This window comes from Pseudomonas sp. VS40, from assembly GCF_018587885.1.
GTDB classification, from domain to species: domain Bacteria; phylum Pseudomonadota; class Gammaproteobacteria; order Pseudomonadales; family Pseudomonadaceae; genus Aquipseudomonas; species Aquipseudomonas pergaminensis.
The window spans coordinates 522,849-548,227 of the sequence record NZ_JAGYWD010000002.1 but is presented as its reverse complement, the minus strand read 5'-3'; the positions used below and the strand labels follow the sequence as shown (position 1 = coordinate 548,227).

Below are 25,379 nucleotides of genomic sequence, written 5' to 3'. Positions count from 1 at the left end.
TGGCCCCTCGCCCATGCCCGCCTCCCAAACCCGCCCTACCCCCGCGCCATTGCTCAGCCCCGGTGAGACCGTGGTGTTGTTCGACGGCGTGTGCAAACTGTGCAACGGTTGGGCAAGGTTCCTGATTCAGCATGACCACCAACGCCGCGTCCGGCTGGCGACGGTGCAATCCGTCGAGGGCCAGGCGTTGTTGGCCTGGGCGGGTTTGCCCCTGGATCAGTTCGACACCCTCTTGGTCATTCGCGATCATCGCTACTGGGTGCGCTCAGACGCGGTGTTCGAAATCATCGCGCAGTTGCCCGGCGCATGGCGTGCATTGCTGCTCTTACGCGCTATCCCGCGCGCGCTGCGGGATTGGGCTTACGACCGCGTCGCGCGCAATCGCTATCGGATGTTCGGCAAGTACGACACTTGCCTATTGCCGCATCCGGACCATGAGCAGCGCTTTTTGAAAGCACCGCGATGAACGTCTTGGTGCGCATCAACTGAATTGCCCGCGGCGTGGCGCTGCCGGGGCTGCTGGTGAGATGCTCAGCGAGGCATTTAACCCCGTGTCGCTCAATGTGGCCGGGCTGGCGTTGTGTGCAGTGGCTTGGCAGGCCCGTCAGAGAATCGCACGGCCAGGCTCAGGTTCGCCGGGTCATTGATGGCAGCCATGTATTCGTCGACGGTGATTTCACCTACGCACGGCCGAGCACCGGGTTCGGGCACGTAGCCCTGGGCCATTTTGATGGCCAGGGCCACGGCGGCGCAGCTCGGAATTTCCGGGCCTTTGTCATTCAAGGCCGTGAGTTGCACCGCCAGTGACACAGGTTGGCCGTCGGTTCCCAAGCCCTCTACGTCGATGTACATCGCGCTTTTGCCGTCGCCAAACCGTTCGAACCAGGTGCCCAGCCGGTGTAGCCGAGCAGCCCAGGGGGCGGGGTCACGCACAATCCCCAGCCGTATCGCCTGGGCCAGTAAGCAGTTGGCGATACCTCCCAGTTTGAGCCCGGCTCCCGCCTTGAAGCGCAAAGTGTGGGCACCATAACGGCTGGCGAAGATATCCATGTCCGGCACGTCCACATTGGCCAGCACCCGCGTGCCGAGCTGGGGCAGCTTGCGCAGTGTCAGGTCCTGCCAGCCCAGCACTTCATGCACCTGGCCATTCCTGAGCTGCTTGATCGGTTTGCCTGCATAGGCAAGCACACCCTCGATCGTCGACAGCCCCGGCATCTTGGCCGAGGAAGAAATACCGTGCTCGATGGCATCGATGCGCGAAAAGCGAGCCCGGTATTGATCGATGATGGCGGACGAAAGCGTCGGCACTGAACTGCAGCCACTGAGGATGGCCACACCCGCCTGCTTGGCTTGCACATCCAGCACGCCGACGCCGTTGACGAACGTGCGGCAGTCGGACAAGTCGCAGTAGTTCACGCCTGCATCGATGCAGCGTTGGGCGACGGCGTAGGATTGCCCTTGAAACGGGCCACCGGTATGGATGACCAATTGGATGTTCTTCGACTGCAAAACGGACGCGAACCCGGCGCCCATGGCATCGCCGCACCAGCCTTCGCACACTGTGCCGGACTGTGCGTTCAGCTCACCGAGTTTACGTTGCAACTTATGCGAATCGCGGCCCGAGAGCACCAACGCAATGCCCGGCGCCTGCGCCAAATGCCGGCAAACGATGCTGCCAAAGTTGCCGTAGCCACCGATCACCATCACCCTGAATGTCATTCCATCCGTCCCTGAAAAATCGGTCGTACGCCGCTGAGACCGCCAACGATACTCGATTTCTTCAGCGCGCCCTACGCCCCTTTGTGCAGCCGACCGAGCACCTCATCAAAGGCCTGCGTCCATGCCTGCGTCGCGCCGTTCTGCCTGAGCACGTCCAGTCCCGCCGCCGTATACGTCCCAGGCGTGGCAATGGCATCCCCCAGCGCTTCGAGACTGGCCAGCGGTTGGTGCCGAGCACTGGCCAGGCAGTCCTGCATATTCCCCATCACCAGCTGCGCCGCCTGTTCATGGGGCAGGCCCTTGTCGACAAACCAGCGCTGAAGATCGTTGAGAAAATAATAGAACCAGCCGTTCATGCAGGCCGCGACGGTCGCCAACTCGAATGCGTCCTCCTGCTCCAGCACGATCAACGAGCCCAGTGCACCCAGCAGCGCTTCATGGGGCTCGCCACCCGGCGTGACCACCACGGTGGACTGGTTGATCTGGGCGGCATAGGACAGCATCGCCCGCACCGCGCGTGCCTGTGGGAAGTGGTGCTGCAACGCGTCCAGCTTCACACCGGCCACCAACGACACCAGCGTCTGCCGGGGCTTGAGCCGGACTTCCCTGGACAACTGCTCCACCACATCCGGGCGCACGCCAAGGAACAACACGTCCGCCTCATCGACGACCTGCTGATTGTCGGCCATCACGTCACACGCCCACTCCGCACGCAACTGTTGTGCACGCTCGTGGTTGCGTGCAGACAGCAGCATCCGCCCGGCAAACCCGCTGCGACGCAGGCCAATCACAACCTTTTCCGTCAGCTCACCGACGCCCAGGATTCCGATGTTTAGCACTGTAGTTGCTCCCTTGATTCTGTGTCCGACTGCATCATAAGCCTAGATAGCCCACTCAGACTCCCGCGTTCACGATGGCGTTTGCCTACGTTACACTCGCGGCCCTGAACATCAGCCAAGGAACCAGGCATGAGCACTCGCGGCACAGACCGAAAAATCGACAACATCGAATTCAACGTGGGTGATATTGCCCGCAGCAAAGCCTTCTACGGCGGCGCATTCGGCTGGACGTTCGTCGACTACGGCCCCACCTATACCGAATTCAGCGACGGCCGCCTGACCGGAGGTTTTACCACCGGGGAACCCGTGCGACCGGGTGGGCCATTGGTGATTGTGTATGCAGATCATCTCGATGATACGCAGCAGCGGCTCAAGGCCCTGGGGGCCGTCATCACCCGCGAGACGTTTTCGTTTCCGGGTGGAAGTCGGTTCCATTTCAGGGACCTGGATGGATATGAATTGGCGGTCTGGACGGCTGAATAGGCCACACTTAAGTGCTGCCCGCACCGGTAAGGTGAACGTGAAACTGCCTTATATTCATGGAGGAAAAACATGCGGATCTACATCACCGGCGCTTCCTGCGCGGGCGTGACCACTTTGGGTCGACACCTCGCCACGCAACTCGGCGTGCGCCAGGTGGATGTCGACGATTATTACTGGATGCCCACCAACCCGCCTTTCACCACCAAGCGGCCTCCCAACGAGCGTGTGTCACTGATGCAGCAAGCACTTGGCGATGCCGGATGGGTGCTGAGCGGTTCTTGCATGGTGTGGGGAGATGCGCTGATCGCGGACGCCGAACTGATCGTATTCGTTGCGACCCCTACCCCCGTTCGCCTTGAACGGCTCGCAGCACGTGAAACCCAGCGATTTGGCGACCGGATCAAGCCCGGTGGTGATATGCATGAAATACACGTGGCATTCAGGGAATGGGCTTCGCAGTATGACGATCCGAACTTTTCAGGGCGCAACCGAGCGTGGCACGAAGCGTGGTTGTCACGGCAGACGGCGCCGGTCCTGCGGATTGATGGAATGAGCACGGCTGAACAGAGGGTTGCCGATGTCGTTCAAGCGCTGTCGCACACTTCCCCTATGAACTTCCTCAAAAAATGACGTCAATTTGATTGCTCGCTGACCCTAAAGCGTTGGTTGAAGAATAACGCGAGGGCAGGCTGTTCTACACCGCCCGCGCGTTGGTGTCATCGCAGCACCAACGCGCACATTGTCCAACCGCCCCACTCCGCCTTATCCTCACACCTCCCCGCACACCCGGAGCTGCCATGGACCTCGCCACCCTCGCCCTCTTCCTTCCTGCCTGCTTCGCCCTCAACATGGCGCCGGGCCCGAACAACCTGCTGTCCGTGAGCAACGCCACACGCTACGGCTACCGCACTTCCTGCCTGGCCGGTGTTGGCCGCCTGTTGGCGTTCGCCGGCATGATCGCCCTCGCCTCGGCGGGGTTGGCGGTGGTGCTGCAGACGTCGGAGTTGTTGTTCTACGGGATCAAGATCCTGGGGGCGGCGTATCTGTTTTATTTGGCGTTTCAGTTGTGGCGGGCCAATCCCGAGGCTGAGGCGGATGTGGCGGCGAAGAAGGTGGGCTTGTGGGGGTTGGCGCGGCAGGAGTTTTTGGTGGCGGCGGGCAACCCTAAAGCCATCCTGATCTTCACCGCTTTCCTGCCGCAATTCGTGGTGCCCGGCCAGCCGATCACACCGCAGTTCGCGCTGCTGGGCGCGATGTTCCTGATGCTGGAATGGATCGCCATCAGCGCCTACGCCTATATGGGCCTGCATATGCGGCGCTGGTTTGCCGAGCCTCGCGGCAAGCGGATGTTCAATCGCTGCTGCGCGGGGTTACTGTCGGCGGCGGCGTCGGTGTTGTTGATGGCGCGCAGGGCCTGAACGATGACCCGCGACGAACTCGCTGCCTTTTACCAAGGCTATATCGACTGCCTGAACCGTCAGGATTGGGAGCACTTGGGTGACTTCGTGCATCCGGACGTGACCTACAACGGCGAAGTCGTCGGCCTCGCCGGCTACCGCGCCATGCTGGAGCGGGATTTTCGCGAGATACCGGACCTGGTGTTCCGCATCCAGCTGCTGGTGGCCGACCCGCCGACCGTGGCCAGTCGCCTGAACTTCAAGGTCACGCCCAGGGGCGAGTTCTTCGGGTTGCCGATCAATGGACGCCAGGTGACGTTCGACGAAAATGTGTTCTATGAGGTAGTCGACGGCACGTTCGCCCACGTATGGTCGGTGATCGACAAAGCGGCCATCGCGCAGCAACTGGGCGGCTAAACTCCACAGGGCCATTCACACGTGGAGCCCCATCATGACCCGCAAAAACACCCTCTGCCTCTGGTACAACGGCACCGCCCTGGAGGCCGCGACCTTCTACGCCATGACCTTCCCGGACAGCCGGGTGAATGCCGTCCACCTGGCACCCGGTGATTACCCGTCCGGTAAACAGGGCGATGTATTGACCGTGGACTTCACCGTGTTGGGCATCCCCTGCATCGGCCTCAACGGCGGGCCGACCTTCCCGCACACCGAGGCGTTTTCGTTCCAGGTGGCCACCGATGACCAGGCGGAAACCGACCGTTACTGGAACGCCATCGTCGGCAATGGCGGCCAGGAAAGCGCCTGCGGCTGGTGCAAGGACAAATGGGGGGTGTCGTGGCAGATCAGCCCGCGCGTGCTGACCGATGCGGTGACCCACCCCGACCCGGAGACAGCCAAGCGCGCCTTCGAGGCGATGATGACCATGAAGAAGATCGACATCGCTGCCATTGAAGCGGCGGTCGCGGCAGGTTAAGGCAACGCCTCAAGCATCGCCTTGGCCGCCAGTGCATGCACCTTGCGGGTGGGGTGCCATTCGTCCCAGTAGTAATGGGTGTCCGGGTCGGCGCACACCGGTTTCACCTGCGGGTAGGTGGCCTGGCACGGCGTGTCGAGGTCGGTGAAACCATTGTCCGCCGGGTTGGCGCGCAGTCTGTCGCTAAAGGCCAGATGATCGAAGTAGCTCACCTTCGCCGTCCCGATCTGCGCCAGCACTGCCGGAAGTTGCTGCGCGAGCAACTGCTGGTACTTTTTCGCAGTGTCGACCTGATTGCCCTGCACCACGGCAGGCACATGGCTCAGGTCCGTGGTGCCCACGACCATGATGTGCCTGGCGCCTGCTGCAACCAACTGTTCGGTGGCGCTGCGGATATTCGCCATGCTGGCTTCGCTCAAGGCCTCGACCGTTTCAGGATGGGCGAAGTCGGCCCATTCAAAAAAGTCGTTGGCCGAGATGAAGATGAAATACAGCGCCTTGGGGTCGGCCTTGTTGGCCTTGGCGGCCTGCAAATGCTCAGTGACCTGGCCCAGTACGCCGGTGTCGCGCGACGGCATCATCCACGCGTAGTAGTTGCCATGGCCACTCTTGGCGCCGCCCACCGCATAGTCGGTCAGGGGGATGTTCAACGCCTGGGCCAGGCCTTCGACGGCGGTCGGGCCGTTGCTCCAGCGCCCCTTCCAGTACAGCGGCCCTGGCAACGCCTGGGCGTCCTTGATGTTCTGTGCGGCGAGCTGTGTGGTGAGCGCTTCGCCCGCGCCGTTGTCGGAATAGCTGTCACCGAAGGCATACAGGTGATCGTAGGTCGAGCCGCCAAAGGCGGTCAAGGCGGACAGGGTCAACAGAGCGGCCAAACACGCACGTCGGATCATTGCGTTTCTCCCGGAATGTCTGCACAGACTACCGGTTGGCGGCAACCACGCAGGAACGATTGCGACGCGCACATATCCAGCGACGGCCAGATCACGGCTGTACAGCAGCCACCCGGCTGGTTAGGCTTGGCGCCTGCAATATCCCGTTAAAGTTTCCGCGTCACCCGCCGTCACCCTGGCATCCCCGAATGGACTCACCGAGGCTCTCGTGCGTTTTATCACTCCGCTTTTGCTGATCGGTGGCATCGCCACCCTGGCCGGTTGCGCCACCCAGAAAACCCAGGTCGAAACCATGCTCGCCGGCGCCCTCGCCCAGCCCCTGGTGGAAAACAGCATCGTGCGCGAAGGCGACGTGCTCAGCTTCGAGCTGTTGATGCCTGGCGATCCGGGCGCTCTGCGCCGCACGTTGCAAGTCGAGGCCGCCTGTTCCTCGCCGCAACTGCACCTGCTGTACCTGGACGGTTCGCAACGGGTCTACCCCGCCAGTGCCGGCCGCTACAGTTCGCCTCGCAGCTTGTCGCCACAGCTGCGTGCAACCCTGGCCGCGAACCAGACCTTCGTCCGTGCCTGTGCGGAAACACCCAAGCCCGACTGGCGCCTGGTGCAGACCAATGAGCGTGACAACCAGGTCCTGATCGACGCCAACAGCATCAAGACCGTCAACGGCGAAACGCGCTTCTGGGCCGCCTTCGATAACCCGACAGTGCTCAACGACCTGCCCTACAACGCGCCCTACGCGCAAAAACGCGAACACTTTTCGGTAGCCTGCAAAGCCGGCACGTACATGCAACTGGCCGGCTACGACATGGATGCCAACAACCGCGTCAGCGACGGCCGTGTCGACAGTTCCCCCACGCCGCAGAACATCGCCGGCAGCAATGCCGACTATGAGTTGCTGTTCAAGAACGTCTGCGTCACTCCGGAAAAAATCGCCGCGCTGCCGGCGTTCAAGCCACGCCTGAAGGCTCCGGCTACCATCGCTCTGACGTCAGTGCAGCCAGCCGTGCTGGCGGCCATCACGCAGCTGAACCTGGAAAAGCCCACCCGCTCGTTCAAATACGTCCAGTTCGCGGGCACCAGCAACTACCGTGGCAAGACCAGCGATAACCAAAGCACGCAGTTCATCAGCCAGGACGCACCAAGCGGCCAGTTGGCCCTGGCCACCCGTGGCGACGGCTATGAGAGCCAGGCCGTGAGCTGGCGCAACCTGTTCCACCTGGTGTCCAAAGCCACCTACGGCGGTTCGGGCATGGCGGAAAGCTCGACCCTGACCCAACTGAGCTTCACCGGTAACTGGAAGGCCCTGCCCGTGGGCGAGACCGTCACCTACACCACCGTACGCTCCAGCCTCAACAGCCTGATCGGCAGCAGCACCAACACGCAGACCAACCGTTGCCAGGTCGAGCGTGAACTGCCGGCCAGCGAACTCAACGCGAAACTGGCGGGCAGCGCCAAGGCGTTGTCCTGCCGAACCGACGACGACAAGTACAAGCGCGTGAGCCACCTGTACTTCCTGACCGACTACGCCTACTTCTTTGAATCGAGCACCGACAAGAACGAGTTTTTCTATTCCGACTCGCGTATCGATAAATTCGAATAAGCACCGTTGACACACTCTGTAATATTCCATGAAGATGGAGGCCTCATTCAGGGTGTGTCAGCGAATGTCCACAATGTCCTCCGTTAACCTTTGCGCCATTGGCTTGATTGCCAAGGCGCAAGGTTGCGTTGCGCACGCCCTCAAATCGAAGAAACAGTCGCTCATGTGACCGGGGCGCGCTGTCCCGTCAGATGAGCTGACAGGACATTGAGCGCGACGGTCTCCCCCTCCTTTGCACAATTGCCCTTGCCCTTCTGACGGTGACTCCAGCGGTCAACTATCAGGAGAAAGTGCATGTCAGCGTTTCAAGGTATCTGGGTTCCCGTGGTCACGCCGTTCCATGACGGCGCCATCGACTTTATCGGCCTGCGCCGGCTGGTCAGCCACCTGCTGGAAAAGCACGTGGCCGGGATCATGGTCTGCACCACCACCGGGGAGGCCGCGTCGCTGAGCCGTCAGGAACAACTGGCAGTGCTCGACGCAGTGCTGCAGTTGGTCCCCGCGCACCGCGTGGTGATGGGCCTGGCGGGCAACAACCAGATTGAGTTGCTCGAGTTCCAGGGTGAAATCCTGCAACGCCCGGTGGCGGGGTTGCTGGTGCCCGCGCCAAGTTACATCCGCCCGTCCCAGGCCGGCCTGGAAGCATTCTTCCGTACAGTGGCGGATGCCTCCAGTGTGCCGATCATCCTCTACGATATCCCCTACCGCACCGGCGCAACGTTCGAGCAGGCCACGCTGCTGAACATCATCGCTCACGAACGCATCGTCGCGATCAAGGACTGTGGCGGCAACCTGGGCAATACCCTCGCGCTGTTGGCCAGTGGTGCGGTGGACGTGCTGTGTGGCGAAGACCTGCAAATATTCAACGCGCTGTGCCTTGGCGCGACGGGCGCCATCGCCGCCTCGGCCCACCTGCATACCGAGGAATTTGTGGCTCTGTGCCAGCAAGTGCGCGACAACCAGCTCGCCGAAGCGCGAGCGACGTTCTTCCGGTTGCAGCCGCTGATCAACACGATGTTCATGGAACCCAACCCGGCGCCGGTCAAAGCCGCACTGGCCTTGCACGGGTTGATCGGCAGCGAGTTGCGCGCGCCGATGCAGGCCGCCAGCGCCAGCGTCGTCACGCGCTTGCAGCAGGTGATGAACCCGCCCGGCTAATGCGCCAAAAACAGACAGCCAACGGACCGTCCGGTTGCGACCGGACCGATCCCGGCCTATCGTCGAACCCACGCTTTGCCTTTTGCTGTCCATCCCATCCGTATTCAGGTGACGACATGCCCAGCCTTCCCCGCCCCGCCGTCCTCGAACTGATCGGCAACACGCCGTTGGTTCGGGTCAGCCGTTTCGATACCGGCCCCTGCACGCTGTTCCTCAAGCTTGAATCCCAAAACCCCGGCGGTTCCATTAAGGACCGTATCGGCCTGGCGATGATCGACGCCGCCGAACGCGACGGCCGCCTGCGCCCCGGTGGCACCATTATCGAAGCCACCGCCGGCAATACCGGCCTGGGCCTGGCGCTGGTCGGCCGGGCCAAGGGCTACCGCGTGGTGCTGGTGGTGCCCGACAAGATGTCCACGGAAAAGGTGCTGCACCTCAAGGCCATGGGCGCCGAAGTGCACATCACCCGCTCCGACGTCGGCAAAGGCCACCCCGAGTATTACCAGGACGTGGCGGCGCGCCTGGCCAAGGACATCCCCGGTTCGTTCTTCGCCGACCAGTTCAACAACCCCGCCAACCCCCTGGCCCACGAAACCAGCACCGCGCCTGAGATCTGGGCGCAAACCCAGCACGATGTCGATGCGATTGTGGTAGGTGTCGGCTCAGCCGGCACCCTTACCGGGCTGACGCGTTTCTTCAAGCGCGTTCAGCCGGAGCTGGCCATGGTGCTGGCCGACCCGGTGGGTTCGGTGATGGCCGAATACAGCCGCAGCGGCCAGTTGGAAACACCGGGCTCCTGGGCGGTTGAAGGTATCGGCGAAGACTTCATCCCCTCGATTGCCGACCTCTCCAGCGTGCGCCATGCCTATTCCATCAGCGATGAAGAAAGCTTCGATCACGCCCGGCAATTGCTCAAGGCCGAGGGCATTCTCGGCGGTTCCTCCACCGGCACCCTGCTCGCCGCAGCGCTGCGCTACTGCCGTGAACAGACCGAGCCCAAGCGTGTGGTCACGTTCGTGTGCGACACCGGCACGCGCTACCTGTCGAAGGTCTACAACGACCAATGGATGAACGACGCGGGGCTGTTGCAATACAAGCATTACGGCGACCTGCGCGACCTGATCGCGCGGCGCTTCGAAGACGGCCGCGTGATCAGCGTGAGCCCCGATGACACCTTGCTCACGGCGTTCCAGCGCATGCGCCTGGCCGACGTCTCGCAACTGCCGGTGCTGATGGACGGTCAAGAATTGGTGGGAGTGATCGATGAGTCCGACATCCTGCTGGGCCTGCACCATGACGCCGCAGACTTCAAGATGATTGTCGCCAGCGCCATGACCAACACCTTGCAAACCCTGGCCCCCAGCGCCAGCCTGGCGGAACTGCAGGCGGAGCTGGATCGCGGCCTGGTTGCGATTATTGCCGACGATTCAGGCTTCCACGGCCTGATCACCCGCGTCGACCTGCTCAACCATCTACGGAGATCCCTTGCATGAGTCAGTCCGATAAAGGCGCGTTTGCCACCCGCGTGATCCACGCCGGGCAATCCCCCGACCCAACCACGGGTGCGCTGATGCCGCCGATCTACGCCAACTCCACCTACCTGCAAGACAGCCCCGGCGTGCACAAGGGCTTCGACTACGGGCGCTCCCACAACCCAACGCGCTTTGCCCTGGAGCGCTGTGTGGCCGACCTCGAAGGTGGTAGCCAGGCGTTTGCGTTTGCGTCCGGGCTGGCGGCGATCTCGACGGTGCTGGAGCTGCTGGATGCCGGCGCCCACATCGTGTCCGGCAATGACCTGTACGGCGGCACCTTCCGCCTGTTCGACAAAGTGCGCCAACGCAGCGCCGGGCACCGCTTCAGCTTTGTCGACCTGAGTGATCTATCGGCCTTCGAAGCCAGCTTGCAGGACGACACCCGTATGGTCTGGGTCGAAACCCCGAGCAACCCGCTGCTGAGCCTCACCGACCTCAGCGCCATCGCACGTATCTGCCGCGATCGAGGCATCATCTGCGTGGCCGACAACACCTTCGCCAGCCCATGGATCCAGCGTCCGCTAGAACTGGGCTTCGATGTGGTGGTGCACTCCACCACCAAATACCTCAACGGCCACTCCGATGTGATTGGCGGCATTGCCATCGTCGGCAATAACCCCGAACTGGCCGAACGCCTAGGCTTCCTGCAGAACTCGGTCGGCGCCATCGCGGGGCCCTTCGACGCGTTCCTCACCCTGCGCGGCGTGAAAACCCTGGCCCTGCGCATGGAGCGCCATTGCAGCAACGCCCTGGACCTGGCCACCTGGCTGGAGCAGCAACCGCAGGTGGCACGGGTTTACTACCCAGGCCTGGCCTCCCACCCGCAGCATGAACTGGCGCGCAAACAGATGCGTGGGTTTGGCGGGATGATTTCGATTGACCTGAACAGCGACCTGGCCGGCGCGACGCGCTTCCTGGAAAACGTCAAGATCTTCGCCCTGGCCGAAAGCCTCGGCGGCGTGGAGAGCCTGATCGAACACCCGGCGATCATGACCCACGCGAGTATCCCGGCCGCCACGCGCGCGCAGTTGGGCATTGGCGACGGGCTGGTACGGTTGTCGGTGGGGGTTGAGGATGTGGAGGATCTGCGGGCGGATTTGGCGCAAGCATTGGCACTTATCTAAAGCACTTTAGCTTGGCCTGCGTGGTGAACCGGCCTGCTGTGGTGAGCGGGGCAAGCCCGCTCACCACAGCAAGCCAGTTTCCACAGAAAGTTGTGTCAGGCTGAGGCGACGTTGGCACGCGCCGCATGCAGCTTTTTGTAGCTGTCGATCAAGCGCAAGTGCCGGTCCAGCCCTTCCAGCTTCATGCTGGTCGGCGTCAGGCCATAGAAGCGCACATCGCCTTTCACCGAGCCAATCACCGCGTCCATCCGCTCATCACCGAACATGCGGCGGAAGTTGGCTTCGTAATCCGCCAGGTCCAGGTCGTCGTCCAGTTCCATCTCCAGCACCGCATTCATCGCCTGGTAGAACAGGCCACGCTCGGCGGTGTTGTCGTTGTACTGCAGGAACATCTCCACGCACTCCTTGGCCTCTTCGTATTGCTGCAAGGCCAGGAATATCAGCAGCTTCAACTCCAGGATGGTCAGTTGGCCCCAGGCGGTGTTGTCGTCGAACTCGATGCCGATCAGGGTGGTGATATCGGTGTAGTCGTCCAGCTCGCTTTCAATCAGCCGCTCGACCAACGCCTGCAACTCTTCCTCGTTGAGGCGGTGCAGGTTGAGAATGTCCTCGCGGAAGAACAACGCCTTGTTGGTGTTGTCCCAGATCAGGTCATCCACCGGGTAGATTTCCGAGTAGTCCGGCACCAGGATGCGGCACGCCGTAGCGCCCAGGTGCTCGTACACCGCCATGTAGGACTCCTTGCCCATGCCTTCGAGAATCCCGAACAGGGTCGCGGCTTCCTGGGCGTTCGAATCGGCCCCTTCGCCGGTGAAGTCCCACTCAACGAATTCGTAATCCGACTGGGCACTGAAGAAGCGCCACGACACCACGCCACTGGAGTCGATGAAGTGCTCGACGAAGTTGTTCGGCTCAGTCACTGCCTGGCCTTCGAAGGTGGGCTGCGGCAAGTCGTTCAAGCCCTCGAAACTGCGGCCTTGCAGCAGTTCGGTGAGGCTGCGCTCCAGCGCCACTTCCAGGCTGGGATGTGCGCCGAACGAGGCAAACACGCCGCCGGTGCGCGGGTTCATCAGGGTCACACACATCACCGGGAATTCACCGCCCAGGGATGCGTCCTTGACCAGCACCGGGAAACCCTGGGCTTCCAGACCCTGGATACCGGCCAGGATGCTGGGGTACTTGGCCAGCACCTCGGCGGGTACATCCGGCAAGGCGAACTCGCCTTCGATGATTTCACGCTTCACCGCGCGCTCGAAGATCTCCGACAGGCACTGCACCTGGGCTTCGGCCAGGGTGTTGCCGGCGCTCATGCCGTTGCTGAGGTAGAGGTTTTCGATCAGGTTGGACGGGAAGTACACCACCTCACCGTCCGACTGGCGCACGAACGGCAGCGAAACGATACCGCGCTCTTCATTGCCGGAGTTGGTGTCGAACAGGTGCGAACCGCGCAGTTCGCCGTCGCGGTTATAGACCTTGAGGCAGTACGCATCGAGGATTTCGCTCGGCAGTTCGTCGTTGGGGCCGGGCTGGAACCAGCGCTCATCCGGGTAATGCACGAACGGCGCATTCGCCAGTTCCTCACCCCAGAACTGGTCGTTGTAAAAGAAGTTGCAGTTGAGCCGTTCGATAAACTCGCCCAACGCCGACGCCAAGGCGCCCTCTTTGGTCGCGCCCTTGCCGTTGGTGAAGCACATCGGCGAATGCGCATCGCGGATATGCAGCGACCACACGTTAGGCACGATATTGCGCCACGACGCGATCTCGATCTTCATGCCCAGGCCGGCCAGGATGCCGGACATGTTGGCGATGGTCTGTTCCAGTGGCAGGTCCTTGCCGGCGATGTAGGTGCCGCCGTCGGAGGTCGAGTTCGGCATCAGCAAGGCCTGGGCATCGGCGTCGAGGTTCTCGACTTCTTCGATGACAAACTCAGGCCCGGCCTGCACCACTTTCTTCACGGTGCAACGGTCAATGGAACGCAAAATGCCCTGGCGATCCTTCTCGGAGATATCCGCTGGCAATTCCACCTGGATCTTGAAGATCTGGTTATAGCGGTTTTCCGGGTCGACGATGTTGTTCTGCGATAGGCGAATATTGTCGGTGGGGATATTGCGCGTCTGGCAATACAACTTCACGAAGTACGCTGCGCACAACGCCGACGATGCCAGGAAGTAATCGAACGGCCCCGGTGCCGAGCCATCGCCTTTGTAGCGGATGGGCTGGTCGGCAATCACCGTGAAGTCATCGAACTTGGCTTCAAGCCGGAGGTTGTCGAGAAAGTTGACCTTGATTTCCATGGGGGCACACCAGAATAACGGCTAAACAAAAATGGCCGCCATTATGAGGTTTTTCGGCAGGAAGTTTCAGGCTTTTGACCAGTGGCTGGCGAATTGGCAAATGTGCATTAACCTTTTCGCACATGGCGCCGATGGACTGAGGGCAACCAGGGAGTAGTCGGAATGCGCAATAACCAGCCCGTAACACAGCGTGAGATTTCCCTCGCGCCTTCGCAAAAACTCATCTCCGCCACGGATGTCCGAGGTGTCATCACTTACTGCAATGACGCCTTTGTCGAGATCAGCGGCTTTGAACGCGCCGACCTGATCGGCGCGCCGCAGAACATCGTGCGCCATCCGGATGTGCCACCCGCCGTGTTTGCGCACATGTGGGGTGCACTCAAGCAAGGCCTGCCGTGGATGGGCATCGTCAAGAACCGCTCGAAAAACGGCGACCATTATTGGGTCAACGCCTATGTCACGCCGATCTTCGACGGCAGCAAGGTGGTGGGTTTCGAATCGGTGCGGGTCAAACCCACTGCCGATGAGATCCGCCGTGCCCAGGCCCTTTACCGCCGCATCAGCCAGGGTAAGCCGGGCGTGCCACGCAAGGATGCCTGGCTGCCTGCCGCGATCAGTTGCGTGCCGTATGTGGCCACCGGATTGGCCGGCAGCCTCGCCGGCCTGTTCCTCAGTGCACCGCTGGCGATCGCGGTGGCCGTCGTTGTCGCGGTGCCAGTGGGCGTGCTCTGCTCGCGCGTGCGCCAAGGCAGCACACTGCGGCTGTTGCAGGGGGTGGAACCCTCGACTTCGGACGCCTTGATCGCACAAATGTACAGCGACGCCAGCGGGCCCCAGGCACGCTTGGAAACCGCGTTCCTCAGCCAAAACGCGCGCCTCAAGACCTGCCTGACGCGTTTACAGGACAGTGCCGAACAATTGAGCGCCCTGGCCGGGCAATCCGACCAGTTGGCCACCGCCAGCTCCAAGGGCCTGGACCGCCAGCGCGTCGAAACCGAACAGGTCTCGGCCGCCGTCAACCAGATGGCCGCCACCACCCAGGAAGTCGCCAGCCACGTCCAGCGCACGGCGGATGCCACCCAGCAAGCCAATGTGCTGACCGGGCGCGGGCGTGATGTAGCGCGGGATACCCGCGAGGCGATCGAACGCTTGTCCGCCGTGGTCAGCGAAACCGGCGTCACCGTGGCGCAATTGGCCCGTGACAGCGACGAAATCGGTAGCGTGGTGGATGTGATCAAGGGCATTGCCGACCAGACCAACCTGCTGGCGCTCAACGCCGCCATCGAAGCCGCGCGTGCGGGTGAGCAAGGCCGTGGTTTTGCCGTGGTCGCCGACGAAGTTCGCCAGTTGGCCCAGCGTACCTCTCAGTCCACCACCCAGATCCACGCGCTGATTACCCAGTTGCAGGCATCTTCAAACAACGCGGTGCAAAGCATGGAGCATGGCCAGCGCCAGGCCCAGGAAGGCGTGGCCTGGGTACTCGAGGCCGACCAGGCGCTGGTGGGTATCAGCGAGGCCGTGTCCCACATCACCGACATGACCACCCAGATCGCCGCCGCCACCGAAGAACAGAGCGCGGTCGCCGAGGAGATCAGCCGCAACATCACCACCATCGCCGAACTGGCCGACCAGACCTCGATACAAGCCCATCAATCCACGGACCTGAGCAAGGAACTGACAAACACCGCGTCCACCCAATATGCGTTGGTCGAGCGCTTCAATCGCTGAGCCTGCACTGAACTGCGGGTGAGCGGGCTAGCTGTGGTAAGCCCGCTCACCACAAACAACCCGGCTGCCTGGTCTGCGCCCACGTGATACGCCGCTTGGCCCAGGCCCTCCTCCGGCACATGCCATACACCCGCGCCGCATCGGTGTGATACACACCACTTCGGAGCCCACTCAACCGGTGGCTCCCGTGCCAAATACGTGCATGAGTTGACGCCTCGATTACCCCAGGCGTATTGAAAGTTCGATGTCATCGGCAAATGGAACGGACAAGTAGCCGTTCTCGGGGGCGCGTACGTAGGCCAGGTATTCAGGGCAGTAATCGGTGTTGTCGGCCACCACCAAAGCACCGGGGCGCAGGTGGCTTTCCACCAGGCGGAGTACCTCGCCATAGAGTGCCTTGGCGCCATCCAGCAGCAGCAGATCGACACTGTCCGGCAGGTCGCTGGCCAGGGTCACCAGCGCATCGCCTTCGCGGATGTGGATCAAGTCACTCACACCGCCCTGGATAAAGTGGTCCCGCGCCAGGGCCACCTTCGAGGCCTCGAACTCGCTGCCGATCAGCACACCGCCACCGTTGTCACGCAGCGCGGCAGCCAAGTGCAAGGTGGACAGTCCGAACGAAGTGCCAAATTCCACGATCGCCCGCGCCTTGCTGCTGCGCGCCAGCATGTAGAGCAGCTTGCCGGTGTCCCGCGACACGGGAAGCCACAGATCCTTGAGCATCGAATACAGCGTCACGTATTCGGTCTTGCTGTGCATCAGCCGCTCGCGTTCTTCCTTCGATACCGTGCTCATCACCGGGCTGGTGGCGGCGCTGGCTTGGGCATACAGGCGTTCAATCAGTTGCGCCAAAGGCGCGGTGGTCAGGCTCGACATAATTGATTTCCGTAGAGTGGGGGCTAAGATGCGACTAATTCGTCGCATTAAAAGTATGCGAGTGATTCGTCGCATTCGCTATTCGCATTAGCCCCACCACCGGAGCCCTGCATGACCAGCCGCCAAACCCCGCGTATTTCCACGCGCAAGCAGCCACAACAGGCGCGCTCCACCGAGTTAGTGGCAGCGATCCTCGAAGCGGCTATTCAGGTTTTGGCCAAGGAAGGCGCCACCCGTTTCACCACCGCACGGGTCGCGGAAAAGGCCGGCGTGAGCGTGGGGTCGGTGTACCAGTACTTTCCGAACAAGGCGGCGATCCTGTTCAGGTTGCAGAGTGATGAGTGGCAGCAGACCACCCAGATGCTGCGCGACATACTGGAGAAACACGACGAAGCGCCACTGGAGCGCCTGCGCACGTTGGTGCACGCCTTTATTCGATCCGAATGCGAAGAAGCGCAGATGCGCGGGGCGTTAAGCGACGCGGCGCCGCTCTATCGCGATGCGCCGGAGGCCCTGGAAGTGCGGGCTGCCGGACGGCAGGCGTTCAAGGCGTTCATGCTGGAGTTGCTGCCCGACGTGTCGATCGACACGCGTACATTGGCCAGTGATCTGATCCTGACCACCCTCAGTTCAGTCGGGAAAGAATTTTCCAACAGCCCACGCACCACGGAAGAAATCGCTGTTTATGCCGACGGCATGACTGATATGTTTCGCGCCTATGTAATCGCGCTCAACCCTCCATGAAGCGCCCCCTCCCAGCAAAGGACTGCCCATGAACTTCTTCAAGAAACTCTTCGGCTCAACGAAAAAACCGACTGCGCCCGCCCCGACACCCACCGCGACGCAATCGCCCGAGCCCGACGCCGCCAACCAGGCCGCCCGCCTGGCCAGCGCCGAATGCCTGGACCGACACTGGCAATCGGTGGGCACCGTCGAGAAAGACGTGCTCGCCTACCTGATCAGCCCCAGCCTCACCGGCGGCCCCTATTGGCCGTCGACCCGCCAGGCTTATCGCGTGGTACGCCGGGGCGACAGCATCGTGCTGGCAACCGACGGCCTATCCGACCCTTACGACGACGCCGAAGGCCTTGGCAATGGCTTCGAAATGGAACTGTTCCTGGAAACCGCCGACATCCCCGAACACGCCCGAGGCACACTCGGTGACGTCGACCCACTGCGCCACAGTTGGGCATTCGAACTGCTCGAACACGTCGCCAAGACCGTCGCCAACGCCGGCGGCATCACCCACCAGTTGGAGAACCACGGCGTACTCTCCCTGGAACTGCCCGGCTTCAGCCAATCGCACCTGATGAGCGACCAACTGCCCAGCCTGTTCGTCACCGCCGACGACGCCGCCGGCGTCCTGCTGGGCGGCCCCGCCCCGGACTTCCCGACCCGCCTCGACGACATGCCGCTCTCACCGGTGCAACTGGTGCCGGTGGTGTTGATCACGGCGGCGGAACTTGAGTATGTACGCACAGGTGGCCGCGCGGCGCGGGAGGATTTGGTGGCAAGGTTGCAGGCGGCGGGTGTGGGGCATGTGAGTCGGGTGGGTCGGGAGAGTGTGGTGTAGGCGTGTGCCAACTCCCAGCTGGAATCTGACACTGTGCAAACCGCTCGCTTAGGTCAGCGAAACCGACACCCACTTAACTGTCAGGCCTCATGAACGACATAGCCAAAAACTTCAAAGATCGATTCGTTGCATCTCTGCCACAGCTTCCTGCCGACCTCGACCTTCATCTGGATGAGTTCGTCTTGTTTGACGCTGAGTCCCTTCCCACCCGACTTGCAAGGGAAGACTCAAGCCTTCTGGCGGCACAGGGGTTACCGCGTGATGCCGCGCCGTTTCTTTCGTTCTATGCCTATTCACAGCCCGAAATTGAGTCACGGGTGCACACTTTCGGCTTATCCGATTCGTATTTCCCTATCGGTCACAATGGCTCTGGCGACGTTATTGCTATTGATTTGGACAGCCGGCACGTCATCCTCTTCAACCACGACAGCTACAATCAGAGCATTTTCATAAATTCTTCTCTGGTGCAATTTGCTGAGAGTCTTTGTATCTATCAAGAGCACCTCAACAAGGAGGCCATGGCTAATTGTCTCGACGCCATTGCAATCATAGACGCGAGAGCAGTCGATCTCGGGTCTATGTGGCAAGTCGAGGTGAGCTCGGAGCTGGCAGATGAATCCTAACGATTCATCCACGTCGATGCCGCTTCGCTAGACGGTGTGGATCACAGCCCTGACCTCTATAGCGCGTTGAAGGACAAAGCTGGCACCCTGTAGTGTGGAGGAACTGAATCAACGTACAAGGAGGCGTGAGGTGCGCGACAAGCAGATCTGGGAACTGACGGCGAACGACCTGCACGATGTTGGGGTATGGTGCTTTCCGATGGACTAGTCCGTTGAAGATGAATGCACAGTCCGGCCTTGTGTTGAGGAAGTAGGCTTGGCGATGATCGTGCGAGCCGAATTTTGCGATGCCGATGGCACTCGCTATCTGGGGTACGTGCACTGGAGCCTGGTTGAACATATTGGCCATCGACAACCCACGCTGTTTCTCAATGACGGCACAGCTGTCTCGTTCTGGGGAGGAATTGTTAAACCCTCCTGGGATGAAGCCTCAGATGAGGCGAAACGGGTTTCTTTCCCTATCACATTTAAGTCTGAACCATTGCTCGGGCTCACGCCGCTGGTTGGCATCCTAGAAGGGATGTACTACTTAGATAGCAATGACCAGATTTCTTACCTTCCGACAGGCTAAAGGTGAGGGCAATAGCTACCCTGATCTGACTTACACCAGTGCTTGAAAGCGGTAAAAAAGCCAGCGCGAGTCAACCGGTTCTGGCCGATCCCCCCGCGCATACCCTTCTCTTTCAAACCCCAACGCCTCCAAAAGATGCTCACTCCGAACATTGCTGGGCGTGTGGTTGGCCATGATTCGGTGCAGGCCCATTTGTTTGAACCGTCCGTATCGACGTGATCGCCAGGAAGGTCGTCGGCCCATCGGGACCGGACGGCCCGCGGTAACAGCCTTGCGCCTCAGGATGGTGAACCGCTGCGGCGGTCAGTTCCCAGGCCATGCTTTCATCCTGTTCAAATTCATGGTCCGTCATGGACGTCTCCTTGTTGTGCAGCAAAGGCCAATCGATACCGTACCTCTTCCAGTGTTACCCCACCCCGCACAAGGTTGCGTTCACTGCCTGCATCCGCGACACAGCCTGCCCGGCGGTAAAACCGGATGGCTCTTTCGTTGCGGCTCAAGACCCAAAGCGTCAGGCCCTGACAGCCCTGCTCCACCAGGTACCCAACCCCTGCTTTCCACAACGCCAATCCCACACCCGTTTGCCAAGACGTGGCTAATACGTAGATGGCCATGACCTCGCCGGTATTCGCCCCGGCTGCATCTTCATCCCGGCTGGGGCCGACGCATACCCAACCGATAACTTGCTGGTCCAGTTCTGCGACCCATACGTTGGACTCGCCCGACTCAATCGAGCGTGTCCAAGAGGATTCCCGCTGTGCGTGCGTTGCGTCCAATGAGTTCAGGAATTCAACAGGCATCAGGTCACGATAGGCTTCTTGCCAACTGCGGATATGCACCTGGGCAATGGCCTTTGCATCAGAGGGTAATGCCTTGCGGATCATCGAAGTACTCCTTCTTCGGACAGGTTCAACCACTGGGTATGACGCCCCTCGATTAAGCCTGTGGATCATGACCGTTAAGCCTCGACGACCGGATTTACGGCTGCTTGCGATACATCCCCGTCAAGTAATCATCACTGTCCGGCGCCGAGTTATGCTCGATCACCGCGAAGTTTTTCACCAACTGTATGTGGTACGGCCCGGTGCGTGGCGTCGCCATAGGCTCGCGAACGATGATCAGGTTTTCGGCCTCCATCGGCACACTATGGTGGGCGACCACGATCTGTTTCCCGCTCTTGACCTCTTTCAATGTCAGGGTCACTTCCGCCACTTCCCTGCCCTGCGCATCTCGCTCTGGCAGGATGTTGAGTTCCAGGTCGCCGTCACGCCCGAGGAAGTCATCGCGCATCTGGTAATGGCCGTTGCGCTGGTCGCGCTCAAGGTCGGTGGGCAGGTCATCGTCGGGTTCACTGTCGGTTGCGTGCAGCAAAATCGCCAGTTCGGGGTGCTCGCCCTTGGCACTGCTGACCCAGGTGCCGGTGTAGTCGTAGGGCGCCTCGGTGTCACGGGTGATGCGCCAGATACCGGTCTGGTGGCCGTCATCCGTGTATTCGTGCAGGTACACGAAGGGTTTGTCGTCGTAGTCGCTCTGGTCGCCCACCAGTTTGATCGGCTGGCCGTTGCCACTTTTGGTGTAGCGCAATTCGCCGATGAGGACCGCTCCCTGCTGTTGGTACCAGATGTCCACCGGGATCTTGCCGTTGAGGGTGCCGGTGAGTCTCTGCACATCTTGGTGGGTCGGGCCTTCGAGGCGCTGGGTTTCCTGCCATTGGCCATCCTTCAATGCGCCGGTAGTGATCAGGGTGTAGCCGCTGGGCATGCTGGAGTTTTCGCCGAACTCGGTGGGCTGGACCTGCTCTTCGGTGGAGGTGCTGAGGCGGACCAACTCGCCATCGCGCATTTTCCAGTGGCTCATGCGTGTCCAGCAGCAGTCCCGGTCGACCTGGGACAGCAGGATGCCGTCGTCGGGGATCAGCGAGAACATGCCACTGGTGGTCTCCTTGGCCAGGTCGGTCAGGGGCTGGTTGAGCACCCACTGCCGGTTCTGTGGGGTTTGCACGTACACATCGAACATCGGCTTGTAGGCCTGTTCGAGATCGGTGCCGTTGCGAATCGCCAGGTCGAGGCGGCCGTCCAGATCGAAGTCGGCGAAGTACAACAGGCTGAAGGGCCCGAGCAGCCAGCCGTTGTCCTGGCCATTGCTGTCCACCGGCACATTCGCGGCGGGGGTCTTGAATTGCTGGAGGGTTACGAGGGTGTGCTTGTCGCGCACGGTGATGAGCGCGGGCACCAGTTGATTGGGGTGGTCGGGGACCTCCGGGAACAGCACCTCGACCAGGTATTGGTCACTGCGGTCGACCACCGAAAATGAACGCGGTTCGGCCAAGACAGGGGCCGCCAGGGCCAGGGAAAGGCACACACCGCCAAGTATCGAGCGCATCCAACGCATCCTTGCTGAAATTCGAGGGCGGCAGTGTAAATGGAAACGGTGCGGGCTTCGAACAAATCGCTGTCTGGGCACACAGGTTGGCTGATATGTTTCGAGCCTCACGAATACAGGGATTCGCCATGCCAACGTTAGCCAGCAATGCCGCACTGCTGATCATCGACATGCAGCAAGGCATGAACCAGCCGAAGCTGGGGCGACGCAACAACCCGGACGCCGAGGTGCAGATGCAGCGCCTGCTGAATGCGTGGCGGCAGTTCAATCGGCCGGTCGTGCACATCCGGCACATGTCCCGCGCGCCCGACTCGGTGTTCTGGCCCGGCCAGCCAGGGTGCGAGTTCCAGCCGGCGCTGCAACCGCTGGCCCATGAGCATGTGGTGGAAAAGAACGTCCCGGATGCGTTCACCGCCACAGGGCTGGAGCGCTGGTTGCATGCGCGTGGGATCCGCCAACTGGTGATCGTGGGTGTGATCACCAACAACTCGGTCGAGGCCACCGCACGTTCGGGCGGCAACCTGGGTTTTGAGGTGACGGTGGTTGCCGACGCTTGCTACACCTTCGATCAAACCGATTTGTCCGGGCGCCTGTGGCCGGCCGAGGACGTGCATGCGATGTCGTTGAGCAATCTGGCGATGGACTATGCCGGGGTTACCGAAGCCGATGAAATCCTGGCTCAGCTCACAACCACTTGATGTGCATTTAACAAACCCGCGACCCGCGTGCGCGATGCTCCATGCTCGCTTAATGCGTCTGCGCCACCATCGCCCGCCACGCCCGGACGCTAGGCCGCTTGCTCACCTTGGTATGCCAGGCGTGCATAGCCTCGCATTCTTCCGGCACCGGCAACTCCACCAGCGCGGCGAAGATCATGCCGCCCAACAACGCGATGTCGGCCATGGAGAACTCATCACCTGCGACATAGGACCGGCGCTTGAGGACCTCGTCGAAGTAGCGCATGCCGCGCAGTGCCTTGTCACGCATGCGCAGGCCCCATTCGGCATTCTGGTAGAGCTCGACGTGCGGCCCGAGCCCGGGGGTTGCGTGATGGAAGTACACACTCACGGCATCCATCAGCTCGATTTCGGCGCGCTTGGTCATCATGTGGATCAGGCCCTGCTCGGCAGGTGTTTTGCCGGTCAACGTCGGGTTGCCGTCGAGTACATCCAGGTACTGGGTGATCGCTGTGCATTCAGCGATCAGCGTTCCGTCGTCCAGTTGGAGGACGGGCAAAGTTCCCGAGTAGTTGAGCGCAAGAAATGCCGGTTGCTTATGCTCGCCTTTCCATAGGTTGACCGAGACAAACTCCACCTTGGGCAGCAGGCCTTTTTCGGCCAATGCAATTCGCACCCGGGCCGGATAGGGGCCGCTGTGCCAGTCAAAAATGGTCATCATAGAACGTTGGGATGCTTGGGAATGCGGCTGTTGCGTGATCATGGTTTTCTCGCCTACCTGTCAAGTGGTAGGTAGAGATTGAAAGCTTTATTTCCAGCTGTCAACCACTACCTACCAGTTGGCAGGTAAAAACTTTTACGCGTAGAATCGGCCCATCCCCTACGAAACGAGGAACCCATACGTGAGCGAAAATGCGCGAGAAGCCATCCTGGAAGCTGCCAAAGTCGCTGCTCAGCATTACGGCTACAGCGGCATCAACTTCCGCAGCATCGGCGAAACGGTGGGGATCAAGAACGCCAGTATCTATTACCACTTCCCGAGCAAGGCCGACCTCGGCGCGGCCGTTGCCAAGCGTTACTGGGAAGACACCGCCAGCGCCCTTGCCGCGATACGCGCGCAAAACCCAGAGCCGCTGCAGTGCCTGCGGATCTACCCGAGTATCTTTCGAAAATCCCTCGAAGACGGCAATCGTCTCTGCCTGTCCAGCTTCATGGCGGCTGAATACCAGGACCTGCCCGAGGCCGTGAAGACAGAGGTCCTGGCATTTGCCGATATCAACGTGGCCTGGCTCGCGGCTTTGCTTACGGAGATCGACAACGGCAGTGTGCAGGACAACGAGCGGCGCGCCCGTGCCATCTACACCGCCATCGCCGGCGCGCAGTTGATTGCCCGTACGCGCCTCGATATCGGCTTGTATGACGAACTGATCCAGAGTTATCAGGCCGCCGGGCTTATCCCGGCGTGAACCAACAGATAGGCCTCCAGTTCCTCTCGTTGCCCGGACGTTACAATCGCGCCGATATACCCATCAGGCCGCACCAGCACCCACTCGCCAATCGCCAGTTGGTAGGCACGTTGAAACTGACCTTGCTCGTCAATCACATCTCCCTCAGGCCCAACGATATGGACCTGCACGCCCGGCCAAGCGGGCACTGAATCACGCGTGACGCCATACCCCAGCAGCGTCCAATGCGTGCCCTGGAACAGATGGAACAGCCGCAGCGCCTGCCCGGCGGCACCTCGAAGTGGCGCGTCCGGCGCGCGGTCGCCCGCTGCAATGCCGCTACGCACGGGGTGCTGCAACGCCAGTGAGGACTCTGCGTAGCCGATGTCCAGTTGATGCACTTCCCTGCCCCGGCGCAGTTCGCCATGCTGCATTTCTCCTAGCAGTCTGGTGGACAAACCGAGCACGGAGGCAGCCACCGGCCGGCGCTCTTCTTCATAGGTATCGAGTAAAGCCTCAGGGGCGCCCTGCACCACCGCCGCCAGCTTCCAGCCGAGGTTATAGGCGTCCTGCACGCTGGTGTTGAGACCCTGGCCACCGGTGGGCGGATGGATATGCGCGGCGTCGCCCACCAGCAACATCCGGCCCAGGCGGTAGTGATCGGCCAGGCGCGCATTCATGGTGTAGGCCGATGCCCAGGCCACGCTGTGCACCTGGATGTCGGTGCGACCGGTGCGTTGGGCGATCAGTGCGGTGAGCCCTTCGGCGCTGAAGTCGACGTCGCCCTCCGCCGGGACCGGTCCTTGAAGCTGGAACAGGTCGGTGCCGGCCAGCGGGCATATCGCAATCTGGCGCTGCATATCCCCTTCGCCAAAGCGGTGCCAGGCCTCACGCGTCAGGCCGGTAAGCACCGTATCCGCCACCAGGGCGCGCACGCCCAGGGTCTTGCCGGGAAAGCCGATCGCCAGGGCATGCCGGACAAAGCTGCGACCGCCATCGGCACCCACCAGCCAGCGGGCACGCATGCGCTCTTCGCCACCCTTGCCGGCCAGCCGTGCGGTGACACCGTCGGCGTCCTGGTCGAAGCCGACCAGCTCACAACCGAACTCAGGCGCGTGACCGAGCTCAAGCAGGCGCTCACGCATCACCTGTTCCGTCAGAAACTGCGGGACCATCAACGGTTGTTGGTAGGGCTCAGCCGGTGTGGGCGCCGTGGATTCGGTGAATTCAGCCTCGCTGTAGCTGCCATCGTCGCGGTAGCGCCGGTCAGTCGGATAGACTCCACCCACGGCCATCAACCGGTCGAGAATCCCCAGGTCCTCAAAGACTTCCTGGGACCTGGGCTGGATGCCCTTGCCACGCGAGCCGTGGAAAGGCTGCTGGTTCTTTTCGATCAGTCGGAAGGTGATGCCCCTTCTCGCCAGGTCGATCGCCAAGGTCAGGCCGGCGGCACCGGCACCGCAAATCAGTACATCGACAGCGAATTGCGCTTTCATACTGGATCACCTATATGTGCAATACGCACATATTA

25 protein-coding genes and 3 pseudogenes are annotated in these 25,379 nt (G+C 61.4%); 18 read left to right on the top strand and 10 right to left on the bottom strand.

Translation table 11 applies throughout. From position 1 onward, the window contains the following. Window positions 1–13 precede the first annotated feature (13 nt). Complete coding sequence (locus tag KHP07_RS07535; RefSeq protein WP_214496919.1) at window positions 14–466, top strand: thiol-disulfide oxidoreductase DCC family protein; 453 nt, start codon at window positions 14–16, stop codon at window positions 464–466. A 92-nt stretch (window positions 467–558) separates the two neighbouring features. Here KHP07_RS07535 and KHP07_RS07530 read toward each other — a convergent pair whose 3' ends face one another. Continuing rightward, window positions 559–1,719 (bottom strand): saccharopine dehydrogenase NADP-binding domain-containing protein, encoded by a 1,161-nt coding sequence (locus KHP07_RS07530; protein WP_214496918.1) that lies wholly within the window; start codon window positions 1,717–1,719, stop codon window positions 559–561. Between the two features lie 71 nt (window positions 1,720–1,790). Beyond that, on the bottom strand, window positions 1,791–2,558 hold the full coding sequence (locus tag KHP07_RS07525; protein ID WP_214496917.1) for a pyrroline-5-carboxylate reductase family protein: 768 nt from the start codon (window positions 2,556–2,558) through the stop codon (window positions 1,791–1,793). 129 nt (window positions 2,559–2,687) lie between these two features. On the opposite strand from KHP07_RS07525, the gene KHP07_RS07520 reads away from it, so the two are divergent. The 5 genes from KHP07_RS07520 (at window position 2,688) to KHP07_RS07500 (ending at window position 5,372) form a co-directional block, all read left to right on the top strand. After that, entirely contained in the window at window positions 2,688–3,041 is a 354-nt protein-coding gene (locus tag KHP07_RS07520; protein WP_078048643.1) for a VOC family protein, read from the top strand. Between the two features lie 69 nt (window positions 3,042–3,110). After that, complete coding sequence (locus tag KHP07_RS07515) at window positions 3,111–3,671, top strand: ATP-binding protein (RefSeq protein WP_214496916.1); 561 nt, start codon at window positions 3,111–3,113, stop codon at window positions 3,669–3,671. Window positions 3,672–3,838: 167 nt separating this feature from the next. After that, window positions 3,839–4,459 carry a LysE family translocator gene (locus KHP07_RS07510; RefSeq protein WP_214496915.1) on the top strand — a complete coding sequence of 207 codons (621 nt, stop codon included), beginning with the start codon at window positions 3,839–3,841 and terminating at the stop codon, window positions 4,457–4,459. Window positions 4,460–4,462: 3 nt separating this feature from the next. Beyond that, window positions 4,463–4,855, top strand: a complete 393-nt coding sequence (locus KHP07_RS07505) for an ester cyclase (protein ID WP_102593187.1) — start codon at window positions 4,463–4,465, stop codon at window positions 4,853–4,855. A 34-nt stretch (window positions 4,856–4,889) separates the two neighbouring features. Then, a complete protein-coding gene (locus tag KHP07_RS07500; protein ID WP_099492219.1) occupies window positions 4,890–5,372 on the top strand; it encodes a VOC family protein in 483 nt (160 codons plus the stop codon). Here KHP07_RS07500 and KHP07_RS07495 read toward each other — a convergent pair. Then, a complete protein-coding gene (locus KHP07_RS07495; protein WP_214496914.1) occupies window positions 5,369–6,265 on the bottom strand; it encodes an SGNH/GDSL hydrolase family protein in 897 nt (298 codons plus the stop codon). The genes KHP07_RS07500 and KHP07_RS07495 overlap by 4 nt on opposite strands. Before the next feature lie 208 nt (window positions 6,266–6,473). Here KHP07_RS07495 and KHP07_RS07490 point away from each other — a divergent pair, with 208 nt between their 5' ends. From KHP07_RS07490 to KHP07_RS07475, 4 genes are all read left to right on the top strand, one after another. Then, the gene (locus KHP07_RS07490; RefSeq protein WP_214496913.1) at window positions 6,474–7,865 is read left to right on the top strand and encodes a hypothetical protein; all 1,392 of its coding nucleotides are present in this window, start codon (window positions 6,474–6,476) and stop codon (window positions 7,863–7,865) included. 294 nt (window positions 7,866–8,159) lie between these two features. Then, a complete protein-coding gene (dapA, locus tag KHP07_RS07485) occupies window positions 8,160–9,023 on the top strand; it encodes a 4-hydroxy-tetrahydrodipicolinate synthase (protein ID WP_214496912.1) in 864 nt (287 codons plus the stop codon). Window positions 9,024–9,139: 116 nt separating this feature from the next. Further along, entirely contained in the window at window positions 9,140–10,516 is a 1,377-nt protein-coding gene (locus tag KHP07_RS07480; RefSeq protein WP_078048650.1) for a pyridoxal-phosphate dependent enzyme, read from the top strand. Next, complete coding sequence (locus KHP07_RS07475) at window positions 10,513–11,679, top strand: cystathionine gamma-synthase (protein WP_214496911.1); 1,167 nt, start codon at window positions 10,513–10,515, stop codon at window positions 11,677–11,679. Before KHP07_RS07480 ends, KHP07_RS07475 begins: the two co-directional genes overlap by 4 nt. A gap of 95 nt (window positions 11,680–11,774) precedes the next feature. On the opposite strand, the gene KHP07_RS07470 is transcribed toward KHP07_RS07475, so the two are convergent. Then, a complete protein-coding gene (locus KHP07_RS07470) occupies window positions 11,775–13,973 on the bottom strand; it encodes an OsmC domain/YcaO domain-containing protein (protein ID WP_214496910.1) in 2,199 nt (732 codons plus the stop codon). Between the two features lie 162 nt (window positions 13,974–14,135). Between KHP07_RS07470 and KHP07_RS29840 the strand changes: the two are divergent. Then, a pseudogene (locus KHP07_RS29840) lies at window positions 14,136–14,408 on the top strand (PAS domain-containing protein); the annotation flags it as partial. A gap of 318 nt (window positions 14,409–14,726) precedes the next feature. Beyond that, a pseudogene (locus KHP07_RS29835) lies at window positions 14,727–15,701 on the top strand (methyl-accepting chemotaxis protein); the annotation flags it as partial. A 219-nt stretch (window positions 15,702–15,920) separates the two neighbouring features. Here the strand turns inward: KHP07_RS29835 and KHP07_RS07460 are convergent. Beyond that, window positions 15,921–16,577: an O-methyltransferase gene (locus KHP07_RS07460; RefSeq protein WP_099492226.1), complete on the bottom strand. Its 657-nt coding sequence runs from the start codon at window positions 16,575–16,577 to the stop codon at window positions 15,921–15,923. Between the two features lie 111 nt (window positions 16,578–16,688). Between KHP07_RS07460 and KHP07_RS07455 the strand changes: the two genes are divergently transcribed. From KHP07_RS07455 to KHP07_RS07440, 4 genes are all read left to right on the top strand, one after another. Then, window positions 16,689–17,321, top strand: a complete 633-nt coding sequence (locus tag KHP07_RS07455) for a TetR/AcrR family transcriptional regulator (RefSeq protein ID WP_214496908.1) — start codon at window positions 16,689–16,691, stop codon at window positions 17,319–17,321. A gap of 28 nt (window positions 17,322–17,349) precedes the next feature. Further along, complete coding sequence (locus tag KHP07_RS07450) at window positions 17,350–18,150, top strand: suppressor of fused domain protein (RefSeq protein ID WP_214496907.1); 801 nt, start codon at window positions 17,350–17,352, stop codon at window positions 18,148–18,150. Between the two features lie 89 nt (window positions 18,151–18,239). After that, window positions 18,240–18,773 carry an SUKH-4 family immunity protein gene (locus KHP07_RS07445; protein ID WP_214496906.1) on the top strand — a complete coding sequence of 178 codons (534 nt, stop codon included), beginning with the start codon at window positions 18,240–18,242 and terminating at the stop codon, window positions 18,771–18,773. Window positions 18,774–19,029: 256 nt separating this feature from the next. Then, window positions 19,030–19,344, top strand: coding sequence for a hypothetical protein (locus tag KHP07_RS07440; protein ID WP_214496905.1), 315 nt, complete (start codon window positions 19,030–19,032; stop codon window positions 19,342–19,344). Between the two features lie 93 nt (window positions 19,345–19,437). On the opposite strand, the pseudogene KHP07_RS29480 reads toward KHP07_RS07440, so the two are convergent. From KHP07_RS29480 to KHP07_RS07425, 3 genes and pseudogenes are all read right to left on the bottom strand, one after another. Beyond that, window positions 19,438–19,545: pseudogene (locus KHP07_RS29480) on the bottom strand (30S ribosomal protein S5 alanine N-acetyltransferase); the annotation flags it as partial. A 137-nt stretch (window positions 19,546–19,682) separates the two neighbouring features. Continuing rightward, window positions 19,683–20,228, bottom strand: coding sequence for a GNAT family N-acetyltransferase (locus KHP07_RS07430; RefSeq protein WP_078048659.1), 546 nt, complete (start codon window positions 20,226–20,228; stop codon window positions 19,683–19,685). Window positions 20,229–20,322: 94 nt separating this feature from the next. After that, window positions 20,323–21,726, bottom strand: a complete 1,404-nt coding sequence (locus KHP07_RS07425) for an XAC2610-related protein (RefSeq protein WP_214496904.1) — start codon at window positions 21,724–21,726, stop codon at window positions 20,323–20,325. Between the two features lie 128 nt (window positions 21,727–21,854). Between KHP07_RS07425 and KHP07_RS07420 the strand changes: the two genes are divergently transcribed. Further along, window positions 21,855–22,424: a cysteine hydrolase family protein gene (locus KHP07_RS07420; RefSeq protein WP_214496903.1), complete on the top strand. Its 570-nt coding sequence runs from the start codon at window positions 21,855–21,857 to the stop codon at window positions 22,422–22,424. 49 nt (window positions 22,425–22,473) lie between these two features. On the opposite strand, the gene KHP07_RS07415 is transcribed toward KHP07_RS07420, so the two are convergent. Then, complete coding sequence (locus tag KHP07_RS07415) at window positions 22,474–23,166, bottom strand: glutathione S-transferase (RefSeq protein ID WP_502937528.1); 693 nt, start codon at window positions 23,164–23,166, stop codon at window positions 22,474–22,476. Window positions 23,167–23,305: 139 nt separating this feature from the next. Here KHP07_RS07415 and KHP07_RS07410 point away from each other — a divergent pair, with 139 nt between their 5' ends. Continuing rightward, window positions 23,306–23,869 carry a TetR/AcrR family transcriptional regulator gene (locus KHP07_RS07410; protein WP_078048663.1) on the top strand — a complete coding sequence of 188 codons (564 nt, stop codon included), beginning with the start codon at window positions 23,306–23,308 and terminating at the stop codon, window positions 23,867–23,869. Here KHP07_RS07410 and KHP07_RS07405 read toward each other — a convergent pair. Further along, window positions 23,842–25,344, bottom strand: coding sequence for an FAD-dependent oxidoreductase (locus KHP07_RS07405; RefSeq protein ID WP_214496902.1), 1,503 nt, complete (start codon window positions 25,342–25,344; stop codon window positions 23,842–23,844). The genes KHP07_RS07410 and KHP07_RS07405 overlap by 28 nt on opposite strands. Between the last annotated feature and the right edge of the window lie 35 nt (window positions 25,345–25,379).

Excerpts from the sequence above, each read along its gene's own strand:
- KHP07_RS07420 (WP_214496903.1), top strand. The coding sequence starts at position 21,855 with ATGCCAACGTTAGCCAGCAATGCCGCACTGCTGATCATCGACATGCAG.
- KHP07_RS07470 (WP_214496910.1), bottom strand. The coding sequence starts at position 13,973 with ATGGAAATCAAGGTCAACTTTCTCGACAACCTCCGGCTTGAAGCCAAG.
- KHP07_RS07425 (WP_214496904.1), bottom strand. The coding sequence starts at position 21,726 with ATGCGCTCGATACTTGGCGGTGTGTGCCTTTCCCTGGCCCTGGCGGCC.
- KHP07_RS07515 (WP_214496916.1), top strand. The coding sequence starts at position 3,111 with ATGCGGATCTACATCACCGGCGCTTCCTGCGCGGGCGTGACCACTTTG.
- KHP07_RS07450 (WP_214496907.1), top strand. The coding sequence starts at position 17,350 with ATGAACTTCTTCAAGAAACTCTTCGGCTCAACGAAAAAACCGACTGCG.
- KHP07_RS07535 (WP_214496919.1), top strand. The coding sequence starts at position 14 with ATGCCCGCCTCCCAAACCCGCCCTACCCCCGCGCCATTGCTCAGCCCC.
- KHP07_RS07475 (WP_214496911.1), top strand. The coding sequence starts at position 10,513 with ATGAGTCAGTCCGATAAAGGCGCGTTTGCCACCCGCGTGATCCACGCC.
- KHP07_RS07520 (WP_078048643.1), top strand. The coding sequence starts at position 2,688 with ATGAGCACTCGCGGCACAGACCGAAAAATCGACAACATCGAATTCAAC.
- KHP07_RS07415 (WP_502937528.1), bottom strand. The coding sequence starts at position 23,166 with ATGATCACGCAACAGCCGCATTCCCAAGCATCCCAACGTTCTATGATG.
- KHP07_RS07495 (WP_214496914.1), bottom strand. The coding sequence starts at position 6,265 with ATGATCCGACGTGCGTGTTTGGCCGCTCTGTTGACCCTGTCCGCCTTG.
- KHP07_RS07505 (WP_102593187.1), top strand. The coding sequence starts at position 4,463 with ATGACCCGCGACGAACTCGCTGCCTTTTACCAAGGCTATATCGACTGC.
- KHP07_RS07430 (WP_078048659.1), bottom strand. The coding sequence starts at position 20,228 with ATGATCCGCAAGGCATTACCCTCTGATGCAAAGGCCATTGCCCAGGTG.
- KHP07_RS07500 (WP_099492219.1), top strand. The coding sequence starts at position 4,890 with ATGACCCGCAAAAACACCCTCTGCCTCTGGTACAACGGCACCGCCCTG.
- KHP07_RS07445 (WP_214496906.1), top strand. The coding sequence starts at position 18,240 with ATGAACGACATAGCCAAAAACTTCAAAGATCGATTCGTTGCATCTCTG.
- KHP07_RS07510 (WP_214496915.1), top strand. The coding sequence starts at position 3,839 with ATGGACCTCGCCACCCTCGCCCTCTTCCTTCCTGCCTGCTTCGCCCTC.
- KHP07_RS07405 (WP_214496902.1), bottom strand. The coding sequence starts at position 25,344 with ATGAAAGCGCAATTCGCTGTCGATGTACTGATTTGCGGTGCCGGTGCC.
- KHP07_RS07480 (WP_078048650.1), top strand. The coding sequence starts at position 9,140 with ATGCCCAGCCTTCCCCGCCCCGCCGTCCTCGAACTGATCGGCAACACG.
- KHP07_RS07460 (WP_099492226.1), bottom strand. The coding sequence starts at position 16,577 with ATGTCGAGCCTGACCACCGCGCCTTTGGCGCAACTGATTGAACGCCTG.
- KHP07_RS07530 (WP_214496918.1), bottom strand. The coding sequence starts at position 1,719 with ATGACATTCAGGGTGATGGTGATCGGTGGCTACGGCAACTTTGGCAGC.
- KHP07_RS07455 (WP_214496908.1), top strand. The coding sequence starts at position 16,689 with ATGACCAGCCGCCAAACCCCGCGTATTTCCACGCGCAAGCAGCCACAA.
- dapA (WP_214496912.1), top strand. The coding sequence starts at position 8,160 with ATGTCAGCGTTTCAAGGTATCTGGGTTCCCGTGGTCACGCCGTTCCAT.